The organism is Burkholderia sp. AU32262, from assembly GCF_020419985.1.
Taxonomy (GTDB): Bacteria; Pseudomonadota; Gammaproteobacteria; order Burkholderiales; family Burkholderiaceae; genus Burkholderia; species Burkholderia semiarida.
Window position 1 is genome coordinate 1 of the sequence record NZ_JAIZRS010000033.1, and the last position, 25706, is coordinate 25706.

Genomic DNA, 25706 nt, shown 5'->3' on the forward strand with positions numbered 1-25706 from the left:
CGAGCGACGGCACGCCGTCCCAGCGCAGTTCCATGTTGTAGTTCAGGCCGCCACGAATCACGTGGCAGTGGTTGTCGATCAGGCCCGGCAGCACGCCGCGGCCGCCGAGATCGACCACTTTCGTCGCACGGCCCGCGAGCGGCATGACGTCCGCGTCGCTGCCGACGGCGACGAAGCGGCCGGCGGCAATCGCGACGGCCGTCGCGACGGGGTTCGCGCGGTCGAGCGTCGTGAATCGTCCGTTATGCAGGATCAGATCCGGTTGGGTCACGGTTGCGGTCATGTGCATCACCTCTTGTTGATCAGAAGCCAAACAGCTGTTTCACGGTGGGTAACGCTTGCACGCCGATCAGCATGCCGAGCAACCCGACCAGCGCAATCAGCGGCGGTGCGGGAGAGCGAACCTTGATGGCGCTGTAAATCACACCGATCAGCAGGCCCGCACCAAGGGAAACCAGATAAGGTTTCATGCGATCAATCTCCCGGACAATTTCAAATGCAGGCGCGGCGTGCCGAACAGCATGCCGCGGGCGGCATTCGTGTTTTCGGTCACGTCCGCCGCCCGCGGCAATGGAGCCGATGCGGCGCGTTCGCATCGAACCCGTCGCACCGGCATCCGCCGTTGCAGGCCGTCCGCGCTTACTTCGCCGGAACGGGCGCAATCGACTCGTGCGGCGTCGCGGTACGCTGCGGCGCCTTGTGGAGCATCGTGTACGCGTAGTCCACGCCCATCCCGTATGCGCCCGAATGCTCCTTCGCGATCGCCATCACCGCGTCGTACGTCTCGCGGTGCGCCCAGTCGCGCTGCCATTCGAGCAGCACCTGCTGCCACGTGACCGGCACCACGCCGGCCTGCACCATGCGCTGCATCGCGATGTCGTGCGCGGCCTGGGTCGTGCCGCCCGAAGCGTCGGCGACCATGTAGATCTCGTAGTCGCCTTCGAGCATCGCGCACAGCGCGAACGTCGTATTGCAGACTTCGGTCCACAGCCCCGACACGACCACCTTCTTGCGGCCGTTCGCGGCGAGCGCGTCGCGCACCTTCTGGTCGTCCCACGAGTTCATCGACGTGCGTTCGAGCGTCTTCTGGTTCGGGAACACGTCGAGCAGCTCGGGATAGGTGTGGCCGGAGAAGCTCTCGCTTTCGACCGTCGTGATCGTGGTGGGAATGTTGAAGACCTTCGCGGCCTTCGCGAGCCCGACGACGTTGTTCTTCAGCGTCTGCCGATCGATCGACTGCACGCCGAAGGCCATCTGCGGCTGCTGGTCGATGAAGATCAGCTGGCTGTTGTGCGGGGTAAGTACTTCAAGCTTGGGGTTGCTCATGGTGATGATGTCCTTTGACGCGGAGAAAAATGAGACTCGCCTGGCCGACGAATCCGCGAGGCGTCCAATGCGCGGTGTCGGAAGCGTCGGCGGCCGGCCTGCGTCATTCAATACGCGAATGTGCAGCCGCACCAGTTAATTGTTCTGATTCTCGCCACGCTCGACATTCAGACTGAAAAGTTCTGAATTTCATTGAATGCGCTAACGACGAGCGCGCGGACCTGATAGGCTGGCCCAAGACTTTCGGATCGACACCAGACCGGTAGGTGTCCGTATTTTTAACGGCTGTCATTTCATTCCAGAACGATGAAACCGTACACTGCTTCGCTTTTCGCCGGCATCCTCGCCGGCGTCGTCTACGCGCTGATCGGCGTGCAATCGCCGGCGCCGCCCGCCGTCGCCCTCGCCGGCCTGCTTGGCATTCTGGCCGGCGAACAGATTCTTCCCGTGGTGCGACGAATGCTCGACGGCATCCGACCGGGAACCGCGTGGCGCGACGCGAAGTGCAGCCAGCACATGTTCGGCCCGTTACCTGGCGCTCACACCTCCGACGCTTCCGTGAAGCGCCGCGAATCGACACCGACGTGACAGGCACACGTCGAGCGAAGCTCACGCGCATGGGCCGCGTCGTCGTCGACGAAGGCCACCATCTTCTTGATGCTGCCGAACAGCTTGAACGGAAGGCGCAGCGCGCGAAGTCGCGCGTTGTGCGTGATTTGCGCATCCGCCGCCCCGAGTGTCGGTTTCCGGGAGATCAGCCGTGAACGGTCGAGGCGTCTGGCGCTTGCCGACCTGAATCAAGCCATTCTCGAAGCCAGCGTTGACGGAATGAAGAAACGGGAGCGGCTTCGCCGCCCCCGATGCCGCGCACAGCCGACGCCGCGCGCGGTATCGGCGCTCAGCGCGCCGCGGACGTCTCGCCGGTCCGGCCGGCGCGCCAGGTGAGGAAAGCGAGCATCGCGAGCGGCAGCGCCAGCGCCCAGAACGCGGCGTACAGGTAGGCGCTCGCGCCGGCGCCCGCACCGAGCGCGAACCCGGCGACCGGCGGCAGCGTGCGTCGCAGCCGCGCGCGCGCGGCTTCCCGTTCGGCCGGCGCGGCGATCGGCACGAGCCAGTCGAATGCATCGATGACCGCCTGCGTGACGTTGCCGGTCATCACGGTGTTCGCGACGACGGTGCGCGCGGTCAGCCGGCCGTGCGCGTTCTGCACGCCCATTGCCGCCGCACCCAGCAGCCCGCAGACGATCGTCGCGGGCGCATCGGCGCTGCCGATCGGCGACGCCGCGACGCCCGCGAGCATGAAGCCGGCCAGCAGGATCGTCTGCAGCGCGTACAGCGAGCGCGCCCGCGGGCCATGCCCGCGCACGCGCATCCGGTGATCGAGCAGGCGGGCGGCCACGATGCCCGCGATGAATGCCGGAAACGCGAGCCACTTGATCATCAGGCCCTGGCCGACACCGGCGAGGCCCGAGCCGATCAGGATGAAGTTGCCGGTAACGTGCGCGGTGAAGAGCCCGAACAGCGCGACGAAGCCGAGCGTGTCGACGTAGCCGGCGATCGATGCGAGAAACACATCCTCGCCGCGCAGGCGATCGGGGGCCGCCGCGCCCGCTGCCGTTACTTGCGCGGGCTGCATGTCGTGGCTTCCGCGGTTGGGTCGACGGTGCCCGCATCGCGGACCTGCGCGGCGCGCGCGCGCCATTGCGCCCGCGCGAGCGCGACCGCATGCTCGCGCAAGACGAGGCCGAGCCGGCCCGCCAGGGCGATCGGCGGCGGCGCGGGCGATTGCACGCGCACGAGGGGGTGCGGGAGGCCGGCTGCGATGCCGGCTCCCGGCGAGATCAGGTAAGGCATGGTCCGTTCCGGTTACGCCGCCGGCCGGGCCGGCCGAAGGGATTCGGCCGCGTGCGGCGGCTCGGGAGCAAGACTACGGAATGCGGGCCTGAAAGTCATGGCGGCGAACTGAATCGTTCTGAACGCGCGGGGCGGCGACGCCCGCGCCGCGTGGCCGGCTTCGCGGTGGCGCGCCTTGCTATTTTTCGATCGATAAGTGCAGAATGGCCGCATTCAGGAGCCGACGCATGACCGACACCAAGCGCAAGGCAGCGCCCCGCACGCGCGGGGCGACCGCCGACGACACCGCCGCCACATCGGGCCGCCGCCTCACGCCGGAAGCGCGCGAGCGGCAGATCGTCGAAAAGGCGGTCGAACACTTCGCGACCCACGGTTTTTCCGGCAGCACGCGTGAGCTCGCGCGGCAGATCGGCGTGACCCAGCCGCTGCTCTACCGGTATTTCCCGAGCAAGGAAGCGCTGATCGATCGCGTATACGACGAGGTCTACACGTGGGATCCCGAGTGGGAAAAACTGATCGCCGACCGCTCGGTTCCGCTGCAGCAGCGGCTCGTCGCGTTCTACCGGTCGTATGCGCAGACGATCCTGCGGCGCGAATGGATTCGCACGTTCATCTTCGCGGGGCTCAGCCGCGAGGGCTTCAACACGCGCTATCTGTCGCGGCTGCGCGAACGCGTGTTCCTGCCGGTGCTGCGCGAGCTGCGGCATGCGTACGACATCGCGACGCCGGCGTCGGAAGCGCAGCGCAATGCGGAAATCGAACTGGTGTGGAGCCTGCACGCGAGCATCTTCTATCTCGGCGTGCGCAAGTGGGTATACGGGCTGCCGGTACCCGACGATCTCGACGCGGAAATCGAACGGCAGATCGACGCGTTCCTGAACGGCACGCCGGCCGCGCTGAAGCGTGTCGCGTCCGACGCAGCCGCGAAGCGCGCCCGCCGCTCGTGATGCCGCGGCGCGGCGTGGCGTTGCACCGCGCCCGGGCCGATTCAGAACGATTCAGCCGCGACGGTCGCTGCTTGCCCTATGCTCGGACAGCATTGGACGCGTGCCGTACCGCGCACCTTCCACATCGAACCGGGGCTCCCACATGACGACCGACACGCTCGCACTCACCCATCACACCATTACCGCGAACGGCATCCGCCAGCACGTCATCGATGCCGGCGCCGGGCCCGTCGTCGTGCTGCTGCATGGCTTTCCCGAAACCAGCTTCGCGTGGCGCCACCAGATCCCGGTGCTCGCGCGGCACTACCGCGTGATCGCGCCCGACCTGCGCGGCTACGGCGAAACCGACAAGCCCGCGGCCGGCTACGACAAGCGCAACATGGCGCGCGATCTCGCCGCGCTGCTCGATGCGCTCGGCATCGACCGCATCGCGCTCGTCGGCCACGATCGCGGCGCACGCGTCGCGACGCGTTTCGCGAAGGACTTCCCCGCGCGCGTCGAGCGGCTCGTCGTGATGGACAACGTGCCGACGCGCATCGTCGCGCAGAACATGACCGCGCAAACGGCGCGCGCGTACTGGTTCTTCCTGTTCCACCAGGTGCCCGACCTGCCGGAGGCGCTGATCGCGGGCAAGGAAGCCGAATGGCTCAGCTATTTCTTCGCCGACTGGTGCTACAACCCGCATGCGATCTCGGGCGATGCATTCGACACGTACGTCCGCGCGTATCGGCGCCCGGGGGCCCGTGCGCGGCGCGCTGGCCGACTATCGCGCGAACGCGGAAGACGTGCAGCAGGATCTCGTCGATGCGGATGTCAGGATCGGGTGCCCGACCATGGCGATCTGGGGCGAGGATTTCTACGCGGTCGGCAAGATGTTCGACATGAAGGCCGTATGGGAAGGCATGGCGGCGAACCTGCGGGCCGAGCCGATCGCGCAGTGCGGGCACCTGCCGCACGAGGAGCAGCCCGAGCGCGTGAACATGCTGCTGCTCGATTTCCTGCGCGGCTGGGCCGGCTGACGCAACGCCGCTGCACGCGGCATCATCGGAGGACCATCGGATGGGACACGGATCGGGCCGCAAGGCCGTCATCGCCGGCGGATCGGTCGGCGGGCTGTTCGCGGCGACCGCGTTGCGCGCGGCCGGCTGGGACGTCCGCGTATTCGAGCAATCGCCGCACGAACTCGACAGCCGCGGCGGCGGCATCGTGCTGCAGCCGCCGATCGAGCGCGCGTTCGCGTTCGGCGGCGTGCCGCTGCCGCGCGCGGCCAGCGTCGATTCGATCGACCGGATCTACGTCGACGCACAGGACCGGATCGTGCAACGCTTCGCGATGCCGCAGACGCAGACCGCGTGGAACGTGATCTACACGGCGCTCAAGCGTGCGCTGCCGGCCGGCATCCTCCACGCCGGCGACGCGTTCGAGCGGTTCGAGCAGGACGGCGAGCGCATCGTCGCGCACTTCGCGAGCGGCCATGCCGAGACGGCCGACCTGCTGATCGGCGCGGACGGCGGCCGCTCCACCGTGCGCGCGCAGTTGCTGCCGGACGTGCGGCCGACGTATGCGGGCTATGTCGCGTGGCGCGGGCTCGTCGACGAACGCGCGCTGCCCGAGCAGGTGCTGGTTCTGCTGCGCGAACGCTTCACGTTCCAGCAAGGCGACCGGCACCTGTTCCTCACCTATCTGGTGCCCGGCGCCGACGGCGCACTCGAACCGGGCGGGCGGCGCGTGAACTGGGTGTGGTACCGGCGTCTCGCGTCCGACCGGCTGGCATCGCTGTTCCTTGCACGCGACGGCACGCAGCGCGACGGGTCGCTGCCGCCCGGCGCGATGCGCGACGACAACCGCGCGGAACTCGTCGACGCCGCCGACCGGATGCTCGCGCCGACGCTCGCCGCGCTCGTCGACGCGACACCCGCGCCATTCGCGCAGGCGATCCTCGATCTCGCGGTCGAGCGGATGGCGTTCGGGCGCGCGGTGCTGCTCGGCGACGCCGCCTGCATGGTGCGCCCGCACACGGCGGCGGGCGTCGCGAAAGCGGCCGACGATGCGGTCGGTCTCGCGCAGGCGTTGCGCGACGTCGCGCCAGGCAGCAGGTTCGACGCCGGGCTGGCCGGCTGGGACGCCCGTCAGCGCGCCGCCAGCGCATCGATCGCCGCGCGCGGAATCGCGCTCGGCGCACGTTTGATGGGCGCGGCCTGAGCGTTCGCGGGCCGCGTGTCATGCGCCCGGCGCGGCGCATCGGACTCCGGGTCGAGCGCGTGCAGCACGCTCGCGCGCCCGCCGTCGTCATCCGGCAGTTGCGGCTGGCCGCGCGCGAAGGCCGGCGTGGCGGCGGCCGTGCCGACGCAAAGAGCGAGCAATGCGGCGGCGAGAAGCTTGCGGTTCATGATGACACTCCCGAGAACGATTCGATGGGGACGCGCCGCCGGCACGACCGCGCGAGCGAAAGCGATTCGTTGCGTGACGGGTGCGTTGCCGGCGTCGAATGACCCGACGCCGGCGGCGGACGGCGGCTGAAAAAACCGCGTTCAGTGGTGCTCGAACAATTGCTGCGTGTCGAGCGATGCGAGCGAAGGCACGCCCGTCGCGGCGGCGGCATCCGGCCGTGCAGCGACCGACTGCGGATGCTGGGCGGCGACCTTCGCCTCCGCTGCCTGGATGTCCTCGGGATAGTAAGGATCGCTGCCGACCGGCCGATAACCGGCCTTCTCGACACGGACGAGATCGGCGCGCACGTCGGCCCGTGTGAGCGCATGGTCGGCGGTTTGCGCAAATGCGACGATCGGTGCGCTCAGCGCACAGGAAAGCAGGACTGCACGAATCAGGTTGTTCATGATGTTCACCTCTCAAAGATGGCGTGTTCGCGTCCGCAGATCAGGCCGGACATCCGCTCCCCATCGATGTGATGAAGAGTTGGGATCATTCTGCGATTCGCGCGCTTTCCTGAAGGTGAGGCTTCGATTACGGTTTTGTTATCCGGGCGCGGGCGCCCGTCGTGCAGGGGCGCCCGGCTCGCCGGGCACCGCGCAGGCGCGCACGTCGGACGACCGTCGCGCTCATGCGGACGCGTCGAGCGGCCGCACTTCCGGAATCATCGCGGCCTGGCCGCGCACGATTCCGTCTGCGTCCGTGAGCTGCCACACGGTCGCGCGCTCGATCCAGAACCGCTTGCCGGATTTCGTGACCCGCACGCCGCGGTATCCGGACACGAAGCCGTCCCGCATCACCTTGTCGAGGAATATCTGCCGCTCGCGCCGCTCCATCGGCTCCGCCGACAGGCGCGACGGCAACGCCGTCAGTTCGTCCCAGTCGTATTCGAAAATCGCCTGCGCGCGCCGGTTGCCGTACACGAACACCGGATCGGCCGACGTGTCGTGCGCCAGCACGCCGAACGGCGCCGTCTCGTACAGCCACGCGGCGCCGTCGGACGCGCTCATCCCGTCGGGAACGAGCGGGCGGTGCAACAGCCGGCGGTAGGAATCGGCGAGAAGGAGGAAGAAATCTGCATCGGTGCGCAACGACATCGGTCAGGCTCCTGAAAGCGGCGGGATACGGGAACGCGTGAAGGTTCACGGCCGGACATTATAGGGACGAAGCGGCGCGGCCGGCGCCGCCGCATCCGCACAGATAACGACTTCGTAATCTTCGGGTCAGGGTCGGGTCAACGCCGCGCCGGCAGACTGCATGCTCGTCGCATCGAATGCGCATCCGAGCCCTGCTTCGAGGAGCACCATCATGTGGATCGTCCGGCTGGCGTTACGCAGGCCCTACACGTTCGTCGTACTCGCGCTGCTGATCTTCATCGCGGGGCCGCTTGCCCTGCTGCGCACGCCGACCGACATTTTTCCGAGCATCGACATTCCGGTCGTCAGCATCGTCTGGTCGTACAACGGCTTCTCCGCGGAGGACATGGCCAAGCGGATCACGTCGAACTACGAGCGCGCGCTCACGTCCGACGTCGACGACATCGAGCACATCGAGTCGCAGTCGCTCAACGGTGTGTCCGTCGTGAAAATCTTCTTCCATCCGGGCGCCGACATCAATCGCGCGATCGCGGAAGCCGCGAGCAACGCCGCGTCGATCCTGCGCATCCTGCCGCCCGGCACGCTGCCGCCGAACATCATCACGTACAACGCGTCGACGGTGCCGATCCTGCAGCTCGGGCTGTCGAGCGGCACGCTCGCCGAGCAGCAGCTGTACGACCTCGGCAACAGCTTCATCCGCACGCAGCTCGCGACCGTCCAGGGCGCGGCCGTGCCGCTGCCGTTCGGCGGCAAGATCCGCCAGATCGTCGTCGATCTCGATACGCGCGCGCTGCAGGAGAAGGGGCTCGCGCCGATCGACGTCGTGAACGCGATCAACGCGCAGAACCTGATCCTGCCGGGCGGCACCGCGAAGATCGGCACGCACGAATACAACGTGCAGATGAACGGCAGCACGCAGACGGTCGCCGCGCTGAACGACCTGCCGGTGAAGACGATCGGCGGCAATGTCGTGTACGTGCGCGACGTCGCGCACGTTCGCGACGGCTACGCGCCGCAGACCAACATCGTGCGCGTGGACGGCAAGCGCGCGGCGCTGCTGACGGTCGAGAAGACCGGCAGCGCGTCGACGCTGACGATCATCGACCAGGTGAAGGCGATGCTGCCGAAGATCGCGGCCGGCCTGCCGAAGGCGCTGCACATTTCGCCGCTCGACGATCAGTCCGTGTTCGTGAAGGCGGCGGTCCAGGGCGTCGTGCGCGAGGCGCTGATCGCCGCGTGCCTGACAGCGCTGATGATCCTGCTGTTTCTCGGCAGCTGGCGCGCGACGCTGATCATCGCGGTATCGATTCCGCTCGCGGTGCTCACGTCGCTGCTCGCGCTGTCCGTGCTCGGCCAGACCATCAACATCATGACGCTCGGCGGGCTCGCGCTCGCGGTCGGGATCCTCGTCGACGACGCGACCGTCGCGATCGAGAACATCACGCATCATCTGGAGCTCGGCGCGCCGCTAGAGGAAGCCATTCTGACCGGCGCGGGCGAAATCGCGGTGCCGACCTTCGTGTCGACGCTGTCGATCTGCATCGTGTTCGTGCCGATGTTCCTGCTCACGGGCGTCGCGCGCTATCTGTTCGTGCCGCTGGCCGAGGCCGTGATCTTCGCGATGATCGCGTCGTACTTCTTCTCGCGCACGCTGGTGCCGACGCTCGCGATGGCGCTGATGCGCGCGAAGGGGCAAGGCCGGCCGCCGCGCGGCGTATTCGCGCGCGTCGCGCGTTTCCAGGCCGCGTTCGAGCATCGCTTCGAGGCCGTGCGGCTGCGCTATCGCGCGGTGCTCTCGGCGGCGATCGCGCGGCGCCGCCGCTTCGCGGCCGCGTTCCTGCTCGCGTGCGTCGCGTCGACGGGCCTCTACGCGTTCGCCGGTCAAGACTTCTTCCCGTCGGTCGACACCGGCGAAATCCGCCTGCACCTGCGCGCGCCGACCGGCACGCGAATCGAGGAAACCGCGCGGCTGACCGACGAAGTCGAAGCCAAGATCCGCGGCGTGATCCCGGCCAACGAACTCGCCGGCGTGCTCGACAACATCGGCGTGCCGGTGAGCGGGATCAACCTCACGTACGACTCGTCCGACCCGATCGGCACCGAGGACGCCGACGTGCTCGTCACGCTGAAACCGAATCATGCGTCGACGGCCGCATACGTCGCGAAGCTGCGCAACGTGCTCGCGCAGTCGTTCCCCGGCGTGACGTTCGCGTTCCTGCCGGCCGACATCGTCAGCCAGATCCTGAACTTCGGGCTGCCCGCGCCGATCGACATCCAGATCGTCGGCAACAAGCTCGACCAGAACCGCGCGGTCGCGAATGCGCTGCTCGCGAAACTGCGCGGCGTGCGCGGGCTCGTCGACGCGCGCATCCAGCAGCCCGGCGACGAACCGGCGATCAACGTGAACGTCGACCGCACGAAGGCGATCCAGGCCGGCCTCGAACAGCGCGACGTCGCGCAGAACCTGCTGATCGCGCTGTCCGGCAGTTCGCAGACCACGCCGAACTTCTGGCTCGATCCACGCAACGGCGTCAGCTACCCGGTGCTCGTGCAGACGCCGCAATACACGGTGAATTCGCTGCAGTCGCTCGCGAACGTGCCGCTGCCCGCCGGCACCGCGCGCTCGCCGCAGACGCCGGCCGGCGGCCCGGCCGCGGGCACGCCCGCGCAGAACCTGCTCGGCTCGCTCGGCACGTTCTCGCGCTCGACGCAGCAGGCCGTGGTGTCGCACTACAACGTGCAGCCGGTGCTCGACATCTTCGCGTCGGTGCAGGGGCGCGACCTCGGCGGCGTCACGGCCGACGTGACGAAGCTCGTCGACGCCGCACGCGCGCAACTGCCGCCCGGCTCGTCGATCGTGCTGCGCGGCCAGGTGCAGGCGATGCACGAATCGTTCACGGGCCTGCTCGGCGGCCTCGCGCTCGCGATCGCGCTCGTCTACCTGCTGATGGTCGTGAACTTCCAGTCGTGGCTCGATCCGCTCGTGATCGTCGGCGGGCTGCCGGCGTCGCTCGCCGGCATCGCATGGATGCTGTTCGTCACGCGCACCACGCTGTCGGTGCCCGCGCTGACCGGCACGATCCTGTGCATCGGCATCGCGACCGCGAACAGCATTCTCGTCGTGAACGCGGCGCGCGAGCTGCTCGCGGGCGGCGCGTCGCCGTGGCAAGCGGCGCTCGATGCCGGCTTCAACCGCTTCCGCCCCGTCGTGATGACCGCGCTCGCGATGCTGATCGGCATGCTGCCGATGGCGCTCGGCCTCGGCGACGGCGGCGAACAGAATGCGCCGCTCGGCCGCGCGGTGATTGGCGGCCTCGCGTTCGGCACGGTGTCGACGCTGCTGTTCGTGCCGGTGGTGTTCGGCTTCGTCCACGCGTGGCTCGCGCGGCGCCGCGACGCCGCGGCCGCCCGGCGCGCGCAGCCCGCGCCCGATACGCCGGCACTGCGTTGAGCGCGCACGGCCGCCCCTTCCCATCCTTCGATTCGCCCGACCCCGGACCCATCATGAACGACTCGATCGAACCCGTCGCCCCGCCGCCGGCCGCCGAAACGGCCACCGCGGCCCCCGCTGCCGCAGCCGTGCCGCCCGCCGCGCGCGGCGCCGCCTCCGACACCCCGCCGGCTCGCCGCGGCCGCAAGCTGACCGTGCCGCTCGCGGCCGCCGCGCTCGCCGCCGCGCTGCTCGCGCTCGGCATCGTGCCGCGTATCGACGCGCGCGCCGCGCAGCGTGCGCAGGTGGCCGTGCAGCAGGCGCTGCCAGTGTCGGTCGTCGTGCCCGGCACGGCGCCGGCCGACCAGACGCTGACCTTGCCCGGCGCGGTGACGCCGTATGCGGACGCATCGATCTATGCGCGCACGAGCGGCTATATCGCGCACTGGAGCGCCGATCTCGGCACGCACGTGAAGGCCGGCCAGACGCTCGCGCAGATCTCGGCACCCGATCTCGACGCGCAGTTGCGCCAGGCGCGCGCGGACGAAGCGAGCGCGCAGGCGAACTACGACTATGCGAAATCGACCGCGCAGCGCTGGCAGGACATGCTGAAGACGCAATCGGTGTCACAGCAGGACACCGACACGAAGGTCGCGGACATGAACGCGAAGCGCGCGATGCTCGCCGCCGCGCAGGCGAACGTCGCGCATCTTGCCGAACTCGTGTCGTACGAATCCGTCACCGCGCCGTTCGACGGCGTGATCACCGCACGCAACGTCGACGTCGGCACGCTCGTCACCGCGGGCGGCACGCCGGGCAGCCCGGGCCTGTCCGGCGAACTGTTCCATCTCGAACAGACGGACACGCTGCGCGTGTTCGTCGACGTGCCGCAGGACAGCGCGACGGGCGTGTCGACCGGCACACCGGTCTACCTGACGACGCCGCAGTATCCGGGGCGGCGCATCGCCGCGCGCGTCGCGCGCAGCGCGGGCGCGATCGATCCCGTCACGCGCACGCTGCGCGTCGAGATCGACGTCGACAATCGCGACGGCGCGCTGATGCCCGGCGCGTATGCGCAGGCGCATCTCGTCGTGCCGAGCGCGGCGCCGGCGCTCGAGCTGCCGGTCAGCGCGCTGCTGTTCCGCCCGAACGGCGTGACGGTGGCCACCGTCGGCGCGAACGGGCGCACCGCGCTGAAGACCGTGCAGATCGGGCGCGATTTCGGCACGCGGGTGGAGATCGTCGCGGGGCTCGCGGCAACCGATCGCGTGATCGACAACCCGGGCGATGCGATCACGGCAGGGGAGACCGTGAAGATCGTGTCGACCGCGCACGATGCGGCGCCGGTCGCTGCTTCGCCGGCTTCGGCCGCTTCGGGCGCTTCGGGCGCTTCGGCCGCTTCCGCCGTGCAGGCCGCGCAGGCCGCGCAACCGGCGTCTGCGGCCGATGCACGCAACGTGCCGCCGCCGCGCGCGGCCGGCGCCGCACCGGCTACGTCAACGCCCGCTGCCGCGCCCACCCGCGGCTGACCCATCGACGACGAATCACGAGATATCTGCCATGCGCCTCCGTCATCCGCTTCCGTTCGCACGTCGCATCGTCGCGCTCGCCGCCACCGCCGCACTGACCGCCTGCTCGACGCTGCCGCCCTATTCGCCACCCGCCGTCGCGGTGCCCGCGCACTACGCGGGCGCGCCGGCCGCACCTGCCGCGCAGGCCGGCTGGCACGTCGCGATGCCGGCCGACGCCGCCGCGCGCGGCGCGTGGTGGACCGTGTTCGGCGACGCCGACCTGAACGCGCTCGAAGCACGCGTCGACGTGTCGAACCAGACGGTGAAGAAAGCCGTCGCCGATCTGCAGCAGGCACGCGCGATGGTCGACTATCAGCACGCCGGATTCCTGCCGACGATCACCGCGGGCGTCGCGCAAAGCCGCGCGCGCGTGTCGCAGAACCGGCTCGGCTCGTCGCTCGCCGGCAAGACGACGCCCGACTATCAGGCCGGCGTGGCCGCGAGCTGGGAGCCGGACGTGTTCGGCCGCGTGCGCGATGCGGTGACGGGCGCGCAGGCGAACGCGGCCGCGAGCGCGGCCGACCTGCAGGCCGTGAAGCTGTCGGTCACGGCCGAACTCGCGACCGATTATTTCGCGCTGCGCTCGCTCGACACGCAGAAGCAACTGCTCGACGACACGGTCCGCGCGTACGCGGACGCGCTGACGCTGCTCAGGCAGCAACTCGCGGCCGGTGCGATCGACGCGTCGGCCGTCGCCCAAGCTCAGACGCAACTCGAATCGACGCGCACGCAGGACACCGACATCGACGCGTCGCGTGCGCAGTTGCAGCACGCGATCGCGACGCTCGTCGGCGAAAGCGCGTCGACGTTCGCGCTGCCGCCCCGCGTGCAGGCGTTCCACGTGCCGGCCATTCCGGCCGGGGTGCCGTCGCAACTGCTGGAGCGGCGGCCCGACATCGCGGCGGCCGAGCGTCGCGTCGCGGCCGCGAACGCGCAGATCGGAGAGGCACGTGCCGCGTTCTTTCCCGATCTGGTGCTGTCGGCGAGCGCGGGGCTCGAGAGTTCGTTCTTCGCGCCGTGGCTCACCGCGCCGAGCCTGTTCTGGTCGCTCGGCCCGCAGCTCGCCGGCACGCTGTTCGACGGCGGCCGCCGCAGCGCATCGCTGCGCGGCGCGCATGCGCAATACGACGGCGCGGTCGCCGATTACCGGCAAACCGTGCTCGTCGCGTTCCAGCAGGTCGAGGATCAGTTGTCCGCGCTCGATGCACTCGCTTCCGAAGCCGGCAGCCAGCAACGCGCGACCGACGCGGCCGATCTGTCGCTGCGGCTGACGACGAATCGTTTCAACGCCGGCGCCGTCAGCTATCTCGATGTGGTGACCGCGCAGACGATCGCGCTGACGAACCGGCGCACCGCCGATCAGATCGACGCGCGCCGGATGGAGGCGGCGGTCGGCCTGCTGAAGGCGTTGGGGGGCGGCTGGCAGGCGGGCGCGGGCGCGGAATCAGGCGCGGAATCGAACACCGGCGCGAAGGAGCACGCGGCGGCCGTGCGGCCCGAACCCACCGTCACGCAGCCGGCGGCCGGTTGAACGTGAGAGGCGCGCAGCCGTAGCACCATTTCAACTCTTCGATCGGCGGACGAAAGGTTGCACGTCGGTAATACGGCTCGTTGACGTCACACTGCGACATATCACCGTCAGTCATGCGAACCATGTCTTCCCCATCACTTGCGCCCGGGTCGATTGCCTCGCGGTAGTTGGGTGCCACTCTCCGGTCTCGTACGTCCGGTTGACCTGCCGCTGGCAAGCGAATGGTCCCCGGCCTCGTTCTGGATCAAGCTCCAATAATGCTGGGGCGTGCTCGCGTAATTGTCCATCTGCGAGCAGGGCTTCGACCAATTCGCCGGCAATGACGTCGCCGAGACGCTCCGCATCGAACAGCCGCCCACGGTTGCACGCGCCAACGCCGTGCGCGCCGCATTTGAGGCAGCGAACCGACGCGTTGATCGCACTGTCGATTGGCGATGTCACTTACCGGCGAGGCCGGCGTTTCCCGTCATTCCAAAATGGTTTGCAGGCGAGCGAGCGCATCTTCGACAACTTCAATGGGCGCACGCTCGACTTTGCGTGCGCCGCGCGCCTCGAGGTCGAGCGTGCGGACCATGTTCACCAGCGCCACGCCCTGCGTCTCCGTCCCCGAACCCGAGAGCGGCACAGCGAATCCCGCGTATCGCGCGAATTCGCCGCCCTGCGTAATTGGCACGACGAGCGCCACGCCAAGCGTGTTGAACGCGGCGGGTGACAGAACCAGCGCGGGACGGAAATCCCCTTGCTGTTCTTTGCCCACTGTCGGATTCAGGCTAACCCGCACGATATCGCCACGGTCGAACTTGACGCGCCTCACCATGCCTCACGTCCCACGGGCTTGACTTCACCCCACGCGACGAGGTCTGCCGGTTGCGGAGCCTTCGGATCGCATTGCGCAACGAGTTCATCCAGCGAATATTTGCGCCGCGCGGGCGAAAGCAACACGCCATCCGGCCGTACATCGGCGTGCAGAGAACTGCCAGCCGACGCGCCGATCTGCTCCAACAACACAGCAGGAAGCCGTACGGCCGCACTGTTGCCCCACTTCTGAATTTTGAGTTCCATATCACGCTCCGAATGTTTATCCATTGTAGACACGCGCCGCAGAAATGGCAAGCCGTTTGTATCTACATTGATTCTACATTCGGTTCGTTTGAAGACCCTGCAAACGGCTGCCCTGTTTCGAACGCCGGCACGAAGGACCACGCGGCGACCGTGCGGCCCGAACCCGCCGTCACGCAGCCGGCGGCCGGTTGAACGTGAGCACGAAGCGCGTGCCGCGCGCGTCGCTTTCGACCTGCGCGGTGCCGCCGTGCAGTTCCATCACCGAGCGCACGATCGCGAGGCCGAGCCCTGCCGTGCCGCCCGGTGCGCCGCCGCTGCGCGCGGGGTCGCCGCGCACGAAGCGGTCGAAGATCCGCGGCAACAGCGCGGGATCGATCGGCTCGCCCGGATTCGCGACGACGACGCGCACCGCGTCGGCGGTTTCATCGACACTCAGTGTGATGACGCCGCCGGCGGGCGTGTAACGCAGCGCGTTCGCGAGCAGGTTGCCGACCGCGCGGCGGAACAGCTCGACGTCGGCGGTCAACTGCCCGTGCCCGTCGACGCGCAGCGCCGAGCCCGCCTCGTCGGCGAGCCCCTCGAAATACTCGGCGATGCGCTCGAGTTCGTCGCGCACGTCGAATGCGCGCTGCCGCGTGACGAAGCTCGGATGCTCGGCGCGCGCGAGAAACAGCACGTTCTCGATCATCCGTGCGAGGCGATCGTATTCCTCGAGATTCGATTCGAGCAGCGTCTGGTACTCGTCGGCCGAACGCGGCCGCGCGAGCGCGACTTCGGTGGCGCCGCGCATGTTGTTCAGCGGCGTGCGCAAGTCGTGCGCGAGATCGGCGCTGAATTGCGACAGATGCGCGAACGCCTGCTGCAGGCGGCCGAGCATCGCATTCTGCGCATCGACGAGCGCGCGCAGCTCCGGCGGCGCGCGCGACGCGTCGAGCCGCGTGTCGAGCTTGTCGACCGTGATCCGGCCGGTGTCGTCGACGATCTCGCGCAGCGGCGCGAGCGCCTTGCGGATCAGCCAGTAGCCGAGCAGCAGCGCGAACAGCGCGCCGACGCCGCCGGCAAGCATGAGCCGGTTGCGGTAGCCGTCGAGCAGTTCGGCCCGGTCGCGCATGTTGCGCGCGATCGCGATGCGGATAGGCGTGCGGTCGCCGAGCGCGGCCTCGATCGCGACGCCGCGCATCGGCGTGCCGCCGGCGGCGGTCCATGTGACGAGCCGGTCGGCCGTGATCCGGTCGTTCGCGGGAACCGGCGCCGCGTGCGGCGCGAACAGTTGCGCGTCGGCCAGCGGAACCGATGCGGCCGCGGGTGCATCGTCGAGCGCGGCGAGCCGGACGTTGTGGCGCGCGAGCACGTCGCCCTGCGCATCGACGACGACCATCGACAGCGCCTCGTTGCCCAGCACCTGGCTCGTCAGCCGCTCCGCGTGCGCGCGAACCGCATCGAGCGACTCGAGCTCGCCCGCGAGCCGGCGCGTGTGGCGCGCGGCCAGCACGATGTCGAGATCGTCCTGCGTGTTCACCTGCCGCTCGAGGCCCGCATACACATACGCGCCGACGAGCGCGAATGCGGCCAGCGTGGTCGCGGCGAAAGCGAGCGCGAGTGTCGCCGCGAGCGAGCGCGGGCGCGTCATGCGCCGTCCTTCGGCTCGAGCACGTAGCCGACGCCGCGCACGGTATGGATCAGCTTGACCGGAAACGCGTCGTCGATCTTCGCGCGCAGGCGCCGGATCGCGACCTCGACGACATTGGTGTCGCTGTCGAAATTCATGTCCCACACGTACGATGCGATCTGCGTGCGGCTCAGCACCTCGCCCTGCCGGCGCGCGAGCAGTTGCAGCAGCGAGAATTCGCGCGGCGTCAGGTCGATTCGCGTGGCGCCGCGCTTCACGCGGCGGCGCACCACGTCGATTTCCAGATCGCCGACCGCCAGGTGCTCGGTCTCGCGCGGCGGCCCGCGACGCGCGAGCGTGCGGATGCGGGCCAGCAGCTCGACGAACGCGAACGGCTTCACGAGGTAATCGTCGGCGCCGAGTTCGAGGCCGTGCACGCGGTCGTGCACGTCGTCGCGCGCGGTCAGGAACAGCACGGGCGTCGTATGCGTCTCGCGCAGCCGCTTGAGCACACCCCAGCCGTCGAGCACGGGCAGCATCACGTCGAGCACGATCACGTCGTAACGCTCTTCCTGCGCGAGCATCAGCCCTTCGGCGCCGTCCTTCGCGAGATCGACGCTGAAGCCCGATTCCTCGAGCCCTTTCTTCAGGTACGCGCCCGTTTTCGGTTCGTCTTCGACTATCAGGATGCGCATGGCCGGCTCCGTCGCATTCGTGGGGACATACGGCGATGTTACCCGGAAACGGCGACACGGCCGCGCTCCGTGCAGGCCCGAGCGGCGTAGATGACAAAACGGTAATCGGCCCGTCAGCCTGGCGTGCGGTCGCGGCGCCAGGCGGCGGATTCCCGTCCCGTCGGTCCAGCGCGATCGCGGCGCGTATGCCTAAACACGCCGGCTCTACGGCGCTTCACCGCGTCCAAGCCGAAAAACCGAGACGGCCTCCACTAGTTTCCGTGACTGCTAGCGCAGACTGATCGCCGCCGCCGCCGTTTGCTCGACCAACGCGGCGTTTTGCTGCGTGGCGCGCTCCATCTGGCCGACGGCTTCGCCGATCTGGGTCACGCCGAGCGATTGTTCGGCGCTCGCGGCACTGATTTCACGCATCGTGTCGGTGACGCGACGAATGGAGTTCACGACTTCGGTCATCGCCACCCATGCGCGCTCGACTTCGGTCGAACCTTGAGCAACGCGCCCCACGCTCGAGCCGATGAGCTTCTTGATCTCTCTGGCCGCATCGGCAAAACGTCCGGCCAGGCTGCGCACTTCGCTGGCGACCACCGCGAAGCCCCTGCCCTGCTCGTCGGCGCGCGCGGCCTCGACCGCCGCATTCAAGGCCAGAATGTTCGTCTGAAAGGCAATGCTGTCGATGACACCCGTGATGTCCGAGATTTGGCGGGAGCTGTCGTTGATGCCCTTCATGGTTTCCACGACGTGACCGCGACACCGATTTGCCGGGACCAGTCACTGACCAGCCGCTCGGTCTGCAACGGCCGGGCAAAGCGATTTTCATCGCCTCAATGGATCAACATGTTCTCGGCGATCGCGTGCTTCAACTCCTTCAGCACAAGCGCGAGCAGACGAGATACCTGCATTTCGACCTCGTCGCCGTCGAAAGTAACGAGGGCACGCACCCTGTTGCCTTCGATGCCGCCGAGCCAGTCGAGGTGTTGCGGGCGTGTCGACCACACCAGCAACGGCACGCCTCGCGGCAATCGACTCAATCGGCATTCCGGCCTCGTCTTCGCCGCATCGGGAACGTTACCCGGCATGAGCGACTCGCTCCATGCACGATGCGCATCGACGGGATCGTCAATCTGGAGAAGCGCGACTTCCGGCATCGCCGCGAAGCGGGCTACGGCCGCTGAAACCGCGGCCGCGCCGGGGCTCGGATCCATGACGACACATACGCGAGCCCGCTCCGAAGGCGGTAACAGCCAGTTCCACGTCGAAGCCCCCGACGATACGGCGTCCAGTTTCCTTGCACTCATGCCGATCACCTCGCATGTCGTCGAAACAAGTCTCGCGCCGCACCCGGCGAAGCCATCGCCCGGCCGTGCGGCGTTCTCTCGATGCGCTGCCTTATCGGAGATTCAACATCGATCGACAGCCGCGCAATGCAATCAGACTCAGCACGCCGAGCAGCATCAGATAAAACGCCGGCGATGCCAGATTGCCCGTCTGATGGATCAGCGACGCGACGATCAGCGGCGCGAAACCGCCAAACAGCGTGACGCCGATGTTGTAGCTGATCGCCATGCCCGTCGCTCGCGTTTCGGTCGGAAATACTTCCGCCATCAGCGCTGGCAGCGCGCCAAAATAGACCGCCTTCAGCGTCCCCATCCAGGCCATCATCGCAATGAGTCTTCCCAGATCGGGATGCGCGCCAAGCAATTTGAAAACCGGATAAATGGTCAGAATGAAGGCTATCCCGGCCCAGATCATCAGCCTGATGCGGCCGATCCTGTCCGAGAGATGACCGACGAACGGCGTAACGAACGTCAGGATGGCGCCGGTCAACGTCGTTGCAATGAAACCGAAACTGGCAGGCAGATGAAGTTCACGTACCGCGTAGGTCGGAATATAAAGAATGACGTAACTGGCGCCGGTAGAAAGAACGAGCGTACCGATCGCCAGCAACATTCTGGCCTTCTGATTGACGAACACTTCCCTCACCGGGAACGATGCGGGCCTTTCACGCCTTGCGCCGTCGGCCTCATGCACGTGCTTTCGCAAGTACAGGCCGACCGGGCCGATCAGCACACCAAAGAGAAACGGTATGCGCCAACCCCATGCGTCGATGGCGTCTCCATCGAGGATCAACGTGAGGAGAACGCCGAAACCGGCCGCGAGCATATAGCTCAATCCTTGACTCGCGAACTGGAAGCTGGCGAACAATCCCTTGCGCTCGGGACACTGCTCCACCAGAAACGCGGTCGTGCTGCCGAACTCGCCGCCCGCGGAAAATCCCTGAAGCAGCCGAGCGCAGATGACCAGAATCGGTGCGATCACGCCGATCGACGCGTAACTCGGCATCAGTGCGATCGTCGTCGTGCCGATCATCATCGTCACGATCGACACCATCATCGACGCCTTGCGGCCGCGACGATCCGCATACGAACCCAGCACCAGCGCTCCGATCGGCCTGGCCAAATACGAGATCGCGAACGTCCCGAACGTCAGAAGAAGGGATACCCCGCTGCTCGACGCTGGAAAGAAAGCCTTTGAAATCGAGATTGCGAAGAATCCGTAAATCAGTATGTCGAACCATTCCAAGGCATTGCCGACGGTTGCGGCGAACACCAGCCGCAACACGTTTGGAGCTTGTTCTCTCGTCGGCGCGGCATCCACCATTTCCATAGTACGCATCTCATTCTCCGTTCACTTACGATGACAAGTGCATTAAAAAATTGGCGTCTTATGCGTGGACGACAAGCGCTCCTTCCTTGCGCCGATCCCGGACGGCGGATGCCGACTCCCCGAGATCCCAAAATATGCCGGCCATGATCTGCAGCGCCTCACGCGCGACACTTCCAAGCAGGTGTTCGTTCGGTGCGTGCTGGGAGCAGGCTCCGTATGAGTGCGGAATCCAGATCGTCGGAAGGCCCAGAACCTCGGAAAAGACGTCGTTGGGCAGCGACCCGCCAAGATTGGGAAGCAAATCCGGCTGCTTTCCGGTCGTCCGCTCGATCGAATCGAGCGCCCATGCGACCCACGGATCTTCCGGCGGCAGACGCGTAGCGCCCATTCGCTCGCCGATCGAAACCTCGACCCTGTCGAACCCGCATTCGTCGAGGCGATGCCGTAGAACTTCTTCGATACGCTCGCAATCCGTACCGACGACGTACCTGAGTTGGCAATGCGCGTGCGCGACGGGCGGAATCGCGCCGATCGGGCTGGTCGGGTTACCGGTGGTAAAGGCCAGTACTTCGAGCGCGTTCCATGCATAGACGCGCTCCTGGGCCGTCAAATCGGGCTCGCCCCAATTGCCATCGACGTGAGGATCGTCGGGCCCGCCACCGACGGCAATATGCTTCAGCGCCGTGCGTACCGAAGCCGGAATATGCGTCGGCAACAGCGCGTCGACGAGGATCCGCCCGCGCCCGTCGACGAGCGACGAAATCGCGTTCGCGAGCACGGTTCCGGCATTGCCGAGCGCTCCACCCCAATTTCCGGAATGATGGGCGCCCGACCGGAGCCGGACGGAAAGCGTGAAGTTCACGAATCCACGCGACCCGAGAAAAACGCAGGGGACGTTCGACCTGGCCCGAGGGCCATCCGAAGCGATCAGAACGTCGGCGGCGAGAAGGTCCTTGTTCTGCTCGCAGACCGCGCGCAGCCCGGGCGATCCGGTTTCTTCCCCCATCTCGAGCAGCAGCGTCGCATTGAAGCCCAGGCGTCGATTCCTGGCCTCGATGACTTGCTCCAGCGCGGCCAGGTTGATCGTGTGTTGCCCTTTGTTGTCGGCGGTGCCCCGCCCGAACCATCGGTCCCCTTCAACCGTGACGTTCCATGGCGACATCTGGTCCTTCCACTGTCCGTCATGGCCACGGACGACGTCACCGTGCCCGTACATCAGGATCGTCGGAAGCGAGGGGTCCTCGATACGCGTCGCGATCAAAAACGGCGCGCTCCCCGCCACCGGGTTCTCGACGATACGAGACTCAAAGCCGATACGGTCGATCGATGGGACGATCTCGTCGACGAGGTATGCTCGAAGCTCGCCGTCCCGTCCGGAATCCTGACTTTCCGTCGTCATGGAGACGCGTCGCGCGAGATCTTTCAGAAAGCCCCCCGAATCGAAATATGTTGTGGCAGAGTCGATTGCTTGATGGCGCGTCATGGTGATCCTCGCGTGTATCGTGGAAGAGCGGCTTGTTCGACCTTGATGGATCAAGCGTACGGAGCCAAAACGCGCACCACAATTGACTTTTTTGCGTGCCCTGCTTTCGAATAACGCAAACTTGGCGGCCCGTCATGCACAACGCTGCACTCCGATACTTCCTTGCCGTTGCCAATACAGGTTCGCTGAGCGAGGCGTCCGAGAAGCTGCACGTTTCGATCTCGGCGATCAGCCGTCAGATCACGAAGCTGGAGGAGGAAGTTGGCTGCCCGTTGTTCGAGCGTCAGGCGCGCGGCATGGTCCCCAACAAGGCCGGGGAACTGCTGGCTGCACATGTTCGTAGAACCCTGCTCGAAGGTCAGCAGGTGATCGAGGAGATCAAGGCGCTGAACTCGTTCGATCGGAGCACGATCCGCGTCTCGACGTCGGAAGCGTTTGCCCGGGATGTTCTCCCTCGGGCCATCACGCAATTTCTGGAGAAGTCGCCCGGTACCCGTTTCGAGGTGGCGGTGACGGCGCCCAAGGAGGTGACGGCACACGTACGGAGCGGCGAAGCGGATATCGGCCTGACTTTCGGTGTTGTACGAGCGCCGGAGATCAACGTCGAGTACACGCAGAGCGCGCCCATTTGTGCCGTCATGCCGCGTTCTCACGTGCTGGCTGGTCGCGCGACGGTATCGATGGCCGAGTTGCGGAATTTCCCGATTGCGTTGCTTGACCGTGGCACGACGATCCGTCAGCTTTTCGATACGACGGCGAGCCTCGAGAATCTTCTTTTCGAGCCTGTCCTGACCTGCAACAACTCCGGCACGCTGTATGCATTCACTCAAATGTCTGGGGTCGTGTCGCTGACCAGCCGCCTGACGGTACGGGCGCGTCTGGCGACGGACGGCCTGGTGGCGATACCGATCGACCATCCGGGCATGTCGTTGCGTGCGATCCAGATCCAGACCTTGTCGGGCCGCGAGTTGTCGACTGTACTGATCGACTTCATTGGCGAACTGGTGAAGCAACTGCATACGGCCGACTAGATACGTGACGACCCGTACCCGTGTCCCCACCGAGCCCCGACATCCCGCGAACTACGGTGGTCAAATAAACCACGAACCTGAGCAGAACCACCTTTGCCGTCCGCCCAAGGACGCGCCTTTCTTTTGGTTACTTTTCTTTGGAAGACAAAGAAAAGTGACCGCCGCCCCGCGCAGGGGCGACGCTGATAGACCGATAGCAAGACAGGTTCAACGACAAAGGCGCGGAGAACCACTTAAAACAACGACCCACGCACATATTCGACAGAAAGCACACGTTAGTACGCCACCACCCCGACGACATCAGACGCCCCCGACAGTTGGCGGGCCTCATTCCCCACCACCGGCCCCTCGAGGGCCTTCAACCCGGCCTGCACGATGGCCTGAGCATCCACCTCAAAATACCGCCGCAACTGCGCGCGCGAATCGCTTCGACCGAACCCGTCGGTCCCAAGCGTGACATATCGCCGTCCTTCAGGAATATATGCACGAACCATTTCCGGAAGCGCTTTCACATAGTCCGACGCGGCGACGATCGGCCCAACGGTCGCGCGCAGCTGGGTGGAAATCCACGATTCCCCGATGTCTCCGGAACCGAGCCGCCATTCCCGCTCGCATCGCGCGCCATCCCGCCCCAGCTCGACATAGCTGGTAATACTCCAGACGTCCGCGGACACCTCATGCAACCGCTCGAATTCGTCCGCCGCCTTGAGAACCTCCCCCATGATCGCGCCGCTGCCGAATAACTGAACCCGCCTCTGAAAGCGGCCGCCCCGTCGAAACAGATACATGCCCTTCACGATACCTTCATGCGACGCATCGGCAATACTTGGTTGCGCGACGTTTTCATTGGTCACGGTGACGTAAAAGAACTCGTCGTGCGCGTCACTCAGCATGCGCCGCAACCCGTAATCGACCAGGACCGCCAGTTCACCGGCAAAGGACGGATCGTACGCCCGACACGTCGGTATCGTCGACGCGAGAAGATGGCTCGAGCCATCCTGATGCTGCAATCCTTCACCTCCCAGCGTCGTGCGGCCTGACGTGGCGCCGACGAGAAAGCCTCGGGCTCGCTGATCGGCAGCCGCCCAGATCAAGTCGCCGATACGCTGAAAGCCGAACATGCTGTAGTAGATATAGAACGGCATCATCGGAATACCGTGCACGGCGTAACTCGTCGCGGCGGCCGTCCACGACGAGATGGCCCCCGCCTCCGTGATGCCTTCCTCGAGAATTTGACCATCGGACGCTTCACGATACGAGAGCATCGATGAATTGTCTTCCGGATCGTACAACTGACCGAACGGCGCGTAGATTCCGACCTGACGAAAAAGATTCGCCATGCCGAACGTTCTGGCCTCGTCCGCCACGATCGGAACCAATCGCGGGCCGAGGCTGGCGTCCTTGAGCAGCGCACCAAGTTGCCTGACGAAGGCGGTCGTCGAACTCATGACCTTGCCGTCCGCATTCAGCGAGAAGCCCGCGACGCTCGCCAGTTCGGGCACCGCCAGTCGCTCGGATGCCGCACGTCGCTGAGGGAGATAGCCGCCAAGCGTCTCGCGACGCTTGCGCAAGTACCGCAGTTCATCGCTATCGTGCGGCGGCCGATAGAACCGCGCTTCCGATGCCTCTTCGTCGGAAAGCGGGAGCGCGAATCGATCCCGAAAGGCAAGCAGGTCGTCCCGCTCCAGCTTTTTCTGCTGATGCGTCGTCATGCGCCCTTGCGCGATCGTGCCCATGCCATAGCCCTTCATGGTCTTGGCAAGCACAACCGACGGCCGACCATTCCTGACCGTCGCCGCGGCAAAGGCGGCATGGATTTTCACGGGATCGTGTCCGCCGCGCCGAAGCATCGCGATGTCGTCGTCGGACAACGAATCCACCAGCGCTCGCAGTTCCGGCGTCCGGCTGAAGAACGTCTCGCGATTGAACGCGCCGTCATTGGCCGACAACGTCTGGAAATCACCATCGACGGTGTTCGCGAAAGCGCGTTCGAGCACACCGCCATGATCGCGGCCGAGCAACGCATCCCACTCGGAGCCCCAGATGCATTTGACGATGTTCCATCCGGCGCCGGCGAACAATGCCTCGAGTTCGTCGATGACCCGGCCGTTGCCGCGAACGGGGCCATCCAGTCGCTGGAGATTGCAGTTGATGACGAATATGCAGTTGTCGAGCCGCTCGCGAGCCGCGAGTGTCAACGCGGCGATCGACTCGGGCTCGTCCATTTCTCCATCGCCGAAAAAACCCCACACGCGACGATCGCCATGCGCCTTCAAGCCACGATTTTCCATGTACCGCATGAACCGCGCCTGATAAATGGCGTTGAGCGGCCCCAGCCCCATCGATCCGGTTGGAAACTGCCAGAAGTCCGGCATCAAAAAGGGATGAGGATATGAGCTCAATCCCCGGATGCCGCCGGCCTCCGCCACGATCTCCTGGCGATAATGGGACAGCGATTCTTCCGACAGTCGCCCCTCGAGAAATGCCCGCGCGTAGACACCCGGCGCCGAGTGCGCCTGGAAAAACACCAGATCGCCGCCGTGCACCGCATCCGGGCCGCGGAAAAAATGCTGGAAACCGACCTCGAACAGGTCCGCGGCCGAAGCATAGCTCGCGATGTGTCCGCCCAGTTCGCCCTGCGCCCGGTTGGCGCGGACCACCATCGCGAGCGCGTTCCACCGTATCAACGCCGCGATCCGCCGCTCGATTTGCAGATCGCCCGGATAGGCAGGCTGCTCGTCGGGCGCCACGGTATTGACGTACGGCGTGATCAGAGGCGGCCTCCACGCGACGCGACGGGCGTGTGCATGCGCCAACAACGAGTCGAGAAGATGGCGTGCACGTTCCTTGCCTTGATCGCCGCCCCACGCATGCAACACGCCATCGAGCGCGTCGCACCATTCCCGGAGCTCCTCCGGGTCGGGATCGGTCGTCGTGGTCGGAAGTCGATTCTGCATGTCCATACTTTGCACCCCG

General features: G+C 66.6%; 24 protein-coding genes and 2 pseudogenes. 9 read left to right on the forward strand and 17 right to left on the reverse strand.

Features of this window, described 5'->3' with window-relative positions; genetic code table 11:
• From LGN10_RS28985 to LGN10_RS28995, 3 genes are all read right to left on the reverse strand, one after another.
• The coding region (locus LGN10_RS28985) for an amidohydrolase family protein (protein ID WP_226225831.1) at positions 1–283 on the reverse strand (283 nt) is incomplete at its 3' end.
• A gap of 19 nt (positions 284–302) precedes the next feature.
• Positions 303–470 (reverse strand): DUF1427 family protein, encoded by a 168-nt coding sequence (locus LGN10_RS28990; protein ID WP_059579100.1) that lies wholly within the window; start codon positions 468–470, stop codon positions 303–305.
• A 169-nt stretch (positions 471–639) separates the two neighbouring features.
• Positions 640–1326, reverse strand: a complete 687-nt coding sequence (locus tag LGN10_RS28995; protein ID WP_059579098.1) for a hydrolase — start codon at positions 1324–1326, stop codon at positions 640–642.
• Positions 1327–1632: 306 nt separating this feature from the next.
• Between LGN10_RS28995 and LGN10_RS29000 the strand changes: the two genes are divergently transcribed.
• Both LGN10_RS29000 and LGN10_RS33860 read left to right on the forward strand, forming a co-directional pair.
• Positions 1633–1914, forward strand: coding sequence for a XapX domain-containing protein (locus tag LGN10_RS29000; RefSeq protein WP_081059213.1), 282 nt, complete (start codon positions 1633–1635; stop codon positions 1912–1914).
• Between the two features lie 29 nt (positions 1915–1943).
• Complete coding sequence (locus tag LGN10_RS33860; protein WP_407641368.1) at positions 1944–2090, forward strand: hypothetical protein; 147 nt, start codon at positions 1944–1946, stop codon at positions 2088–2090.
• Positions 2091–2224: 134 nt separating this feature from the next.
• Here the strand turns inward: LGN10_RS33860 and LGN10_RS29010 are convergent, their stop codons facing one another.
• The gene (locus tag LGN10_RS29010; RefSeq protein ID WP_089466076.1) at positions 2225–2962 is read right to left on the reverse strand and encodes a YoaK family protein; all 738 of its coding nucleotides are present in this window, start codon (positions 2960–2962) and stop codon (positions 2225–2227) included.
• On the reverse strand, positions 2944–3180 hold the full coding sequence (locus LGN10_RS29015; protein ID WP_226225833.1) for a DUF1427 family protein: 237 nt from the start codon (positions 3178–3180) through the stop codon (positions 2944–2946). Before LGN10_RS29015 ends, LGN10_RS29010 begins: the two co-directional genes overlap by 19 nt.
• A gap of 227 nt (positions 3181–3407) precedes the next feature.
• Here LGN10_RS29015 and LGN10_RS29020 point away from each other — a divergent pair, with 227 nt between their 5' ends.
• From LGN10_RS29020 to LGN10_RS29035, 3 genes and pseudogenes are all read left to right on the forward strand, one after another.
• A complete protein-coding gene (locus LGN10_RS29020; protein WP_060314486.1) occupies positions 3408–4127 on the forward strand; it encodes a TetR/AcrR family transcriptional regulator in 720 nt (239 codons plus the stop codon).
• A 142-nt stretch (positions 4128–4269) separates the two neighbouring features.
• Positions 4270–5146: pseudogene (locus LGN10_RS33765) on the forward strand (alpha/beta fold hydrolase).
• A 40-nt stretch (positions 5147–5186) separates the two neighbouring features.
• Positions 5187–6329: an FAD binding domain-containing protein gene (locus LGN10_RS29035; protein WP_226225834.1), complete on the forward strand. Its 1143-nt coding sequence runs from the start codon at positions 5187–5189 to the stop codon at positions 6327–6329.
• Here the strand turns inward: LGN10_RS29035 and LGN10_RS29040 are convergent.
• The 3 genes from LGN10_RS29040 to LGN10_RS29050 all read right to left on the reverse strand — a co-directional run bounded on the left by LGN10_RS29040 (position 6257) and on the right by LGN10_RS29050 (position 7654).
• The gene (locus LGN10_RS29040) at positions 6257–6517 is read right to left on the reverse strand and encodes a hypothetical protein (protein ID WP_060314466.1); all 261 of its coding nucleotides are present in this window, start codon (positions 6515–6517) and stop codon (positions 6257–6259) included. The two genes, LGN10_RS29035 and LGN10_RS29040, sit on opposite strands and share 73 nt — an antisense overlap.
• 141 nt (positions 6518–6658) lie before the next feature.
• Positions 6659–6964 carry a DUF4148 domain-containing protein gene (locus LGN10_RS29045; RefSeq protein WP_060314497.1) on the reverse strand — a complete coding sequence of 102 codons (306 nt, stop codon included), beginning with the start codon at positions 6962–6964 and terminating at the stop codon, positions 6659–6661.
• A gap of 222 nt (positions 6965–7186) precedes the next feature.
• The gene (locus LGN10_RS29050; protein ID WP_059579075.1) at positions 7187–7654 is read right to left on the reverse strand and encodes an MEKHLA domain-containing protein; all 468 of its coding nucleotides are present in this window, start codon (positions 7652–7654) and stop codon (positions 7187–7189) included.
• 211 nt (positions 7655–7865) lie between these two features.
• Between LGN10_RS29050 and LGN10_RS29055 the strand changes: the two genes are divergently transcribed.
• From LGN10_RS29055 to LGN10_RS29065, 3 genes are read left to right on the forward strand one after another with little or no spacing between them, the layout of a single operon-like run.
• On the forward strand, positions 7866–11105 hold the full coding sequence (locus LGN10_RS29055; RefSeq protein ID WP_226225836.1) for an efflux RND transporter permease subunit: 3240 nt from the start codon (positions 7866–7868) through the stop codon (positions 11103–11105).
• A gap of 53 nt (positions 11106–11158) precedes the next feature.
• On the forward strand, positions 11159–12613 hold the full coding sequence (locus LGN10_RS29060) for an efflux RND transporter periplasmic adaptor subunit (RefSeq protein WP_226225838.1): 1455 nt from the start codon (positions 11159–11161) through the stop codon (positions 12611–12613).
• 31 nt (positions 12614–12644) lie between these two features.
• Positions 12645–14186 carry an efflux transporter outer membrane subunit gene (locus LGN10_RS29065; RefSeq protein WP_226225839.1) on the forward strand — a complete coding sequence of 514 codons (1542 nt, stop codon included), beginning with the start codon at positions 12645–12647 and terminating at the stop codon, positions 14184–14186.
• Between the two features lie 466 nt (positions 14187–14652).
• Here LGN10_RS29065 and LGN10_RS29070 read toward each other — a convergent pair whose 3' ends face one another.
• From LGN10_RS29070 to LGN10_RS29105, 8 genes and pseudogenes are all read right to left on the reverse strand, one after another.
• On the reverse strand, positions 14653–15003 hold the full coding sequence (locus LGN10_RS29070; RefSeq protein WP_226225840.1) for a type II toxin-antitoxin system ChpB family toxin: 351 nt from the start codon (positions 15001–15003) through the stop codon (positions 14653–14655).
• Positions 14997–15248: an AbrB/MazE/SpoVT family DNA-binding domain-containing protein gene (locus tag LGN10_RS29075; RefSeq protein WP_081059215.1), complete on the reverse strand. Its 252-nt coding sequence runs from the start codon at positions 15246–15248 to the stop codon at positions 14997–14999. The genes LGN10_RS29070 and LGN10_RS29075 overlap by 7 nt, the downstream gene beginning before the upstream one ends.
• A 169-nt stretch (positions 15249–15417) precedes the next feature.
• Positions 15418–16878, reverse strand: a complete 1461-nt coding sequence (locus tag LGN10_RS29080; RefSeq protein WP_226225841.1) for a heavy metal sensor histidine kinase — start codon at positions 16876–16878, stop codon at positions 15418–15420.
• Entirely contained in the window at positions 16875–17552 is a 678-nt protein-coding gene (locus LGN10_RS29085) for a heavy metal response regulator transcription factor (RefSeq protein WP_060314447.1), read from the reverse strand. The genes LGN10_RS29080 and LGN10_RS29085 overlap by 4 nt, the downstream gene beginning before the upstream one ends.
• Before the next feature lie 270 nt (positions 17553–17822).
• A pseudogene (locus LGN10_RS29090) lies at positions 17823–18290 on the reverse strand (methyl-accepting chemotaxis protein); the annotation flags it as partial.
• A gap of 83 nt (positions 18291–18373) precedes the next feature.
• Positions 18374–18754 carry a hypothetical protein gene (locus LGN10_RS29095; RefSeq protein WP_226225842.1) on the reverse strand — a complete coding sequence of 127 codons (381 nt, stop codon included), beginning with the start codon at positions 18752–18754 and terminating at the stop codon, positions 18374–18376.
• A 184-nt stretch (positions 18755–18938) separates the two neighbouring features.
• Positions 18939–20225, reverse strand: a complete 1287-nt coding sequence (locus LGN10_RS29100) for an MFS transporter (protein ID WP_226225843.1) — start codon at positions 20223–20225, stop codon at positions 18939–18941.
• Between the two features lie 49 nt (positions 20226–20274).
• Positions 20275–21699: a M20 family metallopeptidase gene (locus LGN10_RS29105; RefSeq protein ID WP_089466066.1), complete on the reverse strand. Its 1425-nt coding sequence runs from the start codon at positions 21697–21699 to the stop codon at positions 20275–20277.
• A 134-nt stretch (positions 21700–21833) separates the two neighbouring features.
• Between LGN10_RS29105 and LGN10_RS29110 the strand changes: the two genes are divergently transcribed.
• Positions 21834–22730, forward strand: a complete 897-nt coding sequence (locus tag LGN10_RS29110) for a LysR family transcriptional regulator (protein ID WP_226225844.1) — start codon at positions 21834–21836, stop codon at positions 22728–22730.
• Positions 22731–23005: 275 nt separating this feature from the next.
• Here LGN10_RS29110 and mdeB read toward each other — a convergent pair whose 3' ends face one another.
• Positions 23006–25693: an alpha-ketoglutarate dehydrogenase gene (gene mdeB, locus LGN10_RS29115; RefSeq protein WP_226225845.1), complete on the reverse strand. Its 2688-nt coding sequence runs from the start codon at positions 25691–25693 to the stop codon at positions 23006–23008.
• Between the last annotated feature and the right edge of the window lie 13 nt (positions 25694–25706).

Excerpts from the sequence above, each read along its gene's own strand:
- LGN10_RS29055 (WP_226225836.1), top strand. The coding sequence starts at position 7,866 with ATGTGGATCGTCCGGCTGGCGTTACGCAGGCCCTACACGTTCGTCGTA.
- LGN10_RS29060 (WP_226225838.1), top strand. The coding sequence starts at position 11,159 with ATGAACGACTCGATCGAACCCGTCGCCCCGCCGCCGGCCGCCGAAACG.
- LGN10_RS29010 (WP_089466076.1), bottom strand. The coding sequence starts at position 2,962 with ATGCAGCCCGCGCAAGTAACGGCAGCGGGCGCGGCGGCCCCCGATCGC.
- LGN10_RS29080 (WP_226225841.1), bottom strand. The coding sequence starts at position 16,878 with ATGACGCGCCCGCGCTCGCTCGCGGCGACACTCGCGCTCGCTTTCGCC.
- LGN10_RS29040 (WP_060314466.1), bottom strand. The coding sequence starts at position 6,517 with ATGAACCGCAAGCTTCTCGCCGCCGCATTGCTCGCTCTTTGCGTCGGC.
- LGN10_RS29015 (WP_226225833.1), bottom strand. The coding sequence starts at position 3,180 with ATGCCTTACCTGATCTCGCCGGGAGCCGGCATCGCAGCCGGCCTCCCG.
- LGN10_RS29065 (WP_226225839.1), top strand. The coding sequence starts at position 12,645 with ATGCGCCTCCGTCATCCGCTTCCGTTCGCACGTCGCATCGTCGCGCTC.
- LGN10_RS28990 (WP_059579100.1), bottom strand. The coding sequence starts at position 470 with ATGAAACCTTATCTGGTTTCCCTTGGTGCGGGCCTGCTGATCGGTGTG.
- LGN10_RS29045 (WP_060314497.1), bottom strand. The coding sequence starts at position 6,964 with ATGAACAACCTGATTCGTGCAGTCCTGCTTTCCTGTGCGCTGAGCGCA.
- LGN10_RS33860 (WP_407641368.1), top strand. The coding sequence starts at position 1,944 with ATGGGCCGCGTCGTCGTCGACGAAGGCCACCATCTTCTTGATGCTGCC.
- LGN10_RS28995 (WP_059579098.1), bottom strand. The coding sequence starts at position 1,326 with ATGAGCAACCCCAAGCTTGAAGTACTTACCCCGCACAACAGCCAGCTG.
- LGN10_RS29085 (WP_060314447.1), bottom strand. The coding sequence starts at position 17,552 with ATGCGCATCCTGATAGTCGAAGACGAACCGAAAACGGGCGCGTACCTG.
- LGN10_RS29095 (WP_226225842.1), bottom strand. The coding sequence starts at position 18,754 with ATGGATCCGAGCCCCGGCGCGGCCGCGGTTTCAGCGGCCGTAGCCCGC.
- LGN10_RS29105 (WP_089466066.1), bottom strand. The coding sequence starts at position 21,699 with ATGACGCGCCATCAAGCAATCGACTCTGCCACAACATATTTCGATTCG.
- LGN10_RS29100 (WP_226225843.1), bottom strand. The coding sequence starts at position 20,225 with ATGCGTACTATGGAAATGGTGGATGCCGCGCCGACGAGAGAACAAGCT.
- LGN10_RS29075 (WP_081059215.1), bottom strand. The coding sequence starts at position 15,248 with ATGGAACTCAAAATTCAGAAGTGGGGCAACAGTGCGGCCGTACGGCTT.
- LGN10_RS29050 (WP_059579075.1), bottom strand. The coding sequence starts at position 7,654 with ATGTCGTTGCGCACCGATGCAGATTTCTTCCTCCTTCTCGCCGATTCC.
- mdeB (WP_226225845.1), bottom strand. The coding sequence starts at position 25,693 with ATGGACATGCAGAATCGACTTCCGACCACGACGACCGATCCCGACCCG.
- LGN10_RS29070 (WP_226225840.1), bottom strand. The coding sequence starts at position 15,003 with ATGGTGAGGCGCGTCAAGTTCGACCGTGGCGATATCGTGCGGGTTAGC.
- LGN10_RS29000 (WP_081059213.1), top strand. The coding sequence starts at position 1,633 with ATGAAACCGTACACTGCTTCGCTTTTCGCCGGCATCCTCGCCGGCGTC.
- LGN10_RS29020 (WP_060314486.1), top strand. The coding sequence starts at position 3,408 with ATGACCGACACCAAGCGCAAGGCAGCGCCCCGCACGCGCGGGGCGACC.
- LGN10_RS29035 (WP_226225834.1), top strand. The coding sequence starts at position 5,187 with ATGGGACACGGATCGGGCCGCAAGGCCGTCATCGCCGGCGGATCGGTC.
- LGN10_RS29110 (WP_226225844.1), top strand. The coding sequence starts at position 21,834 with ATGCACAACGCTGCACTCCGATACTTCCTTGCCGTTGCCAATACAGGT.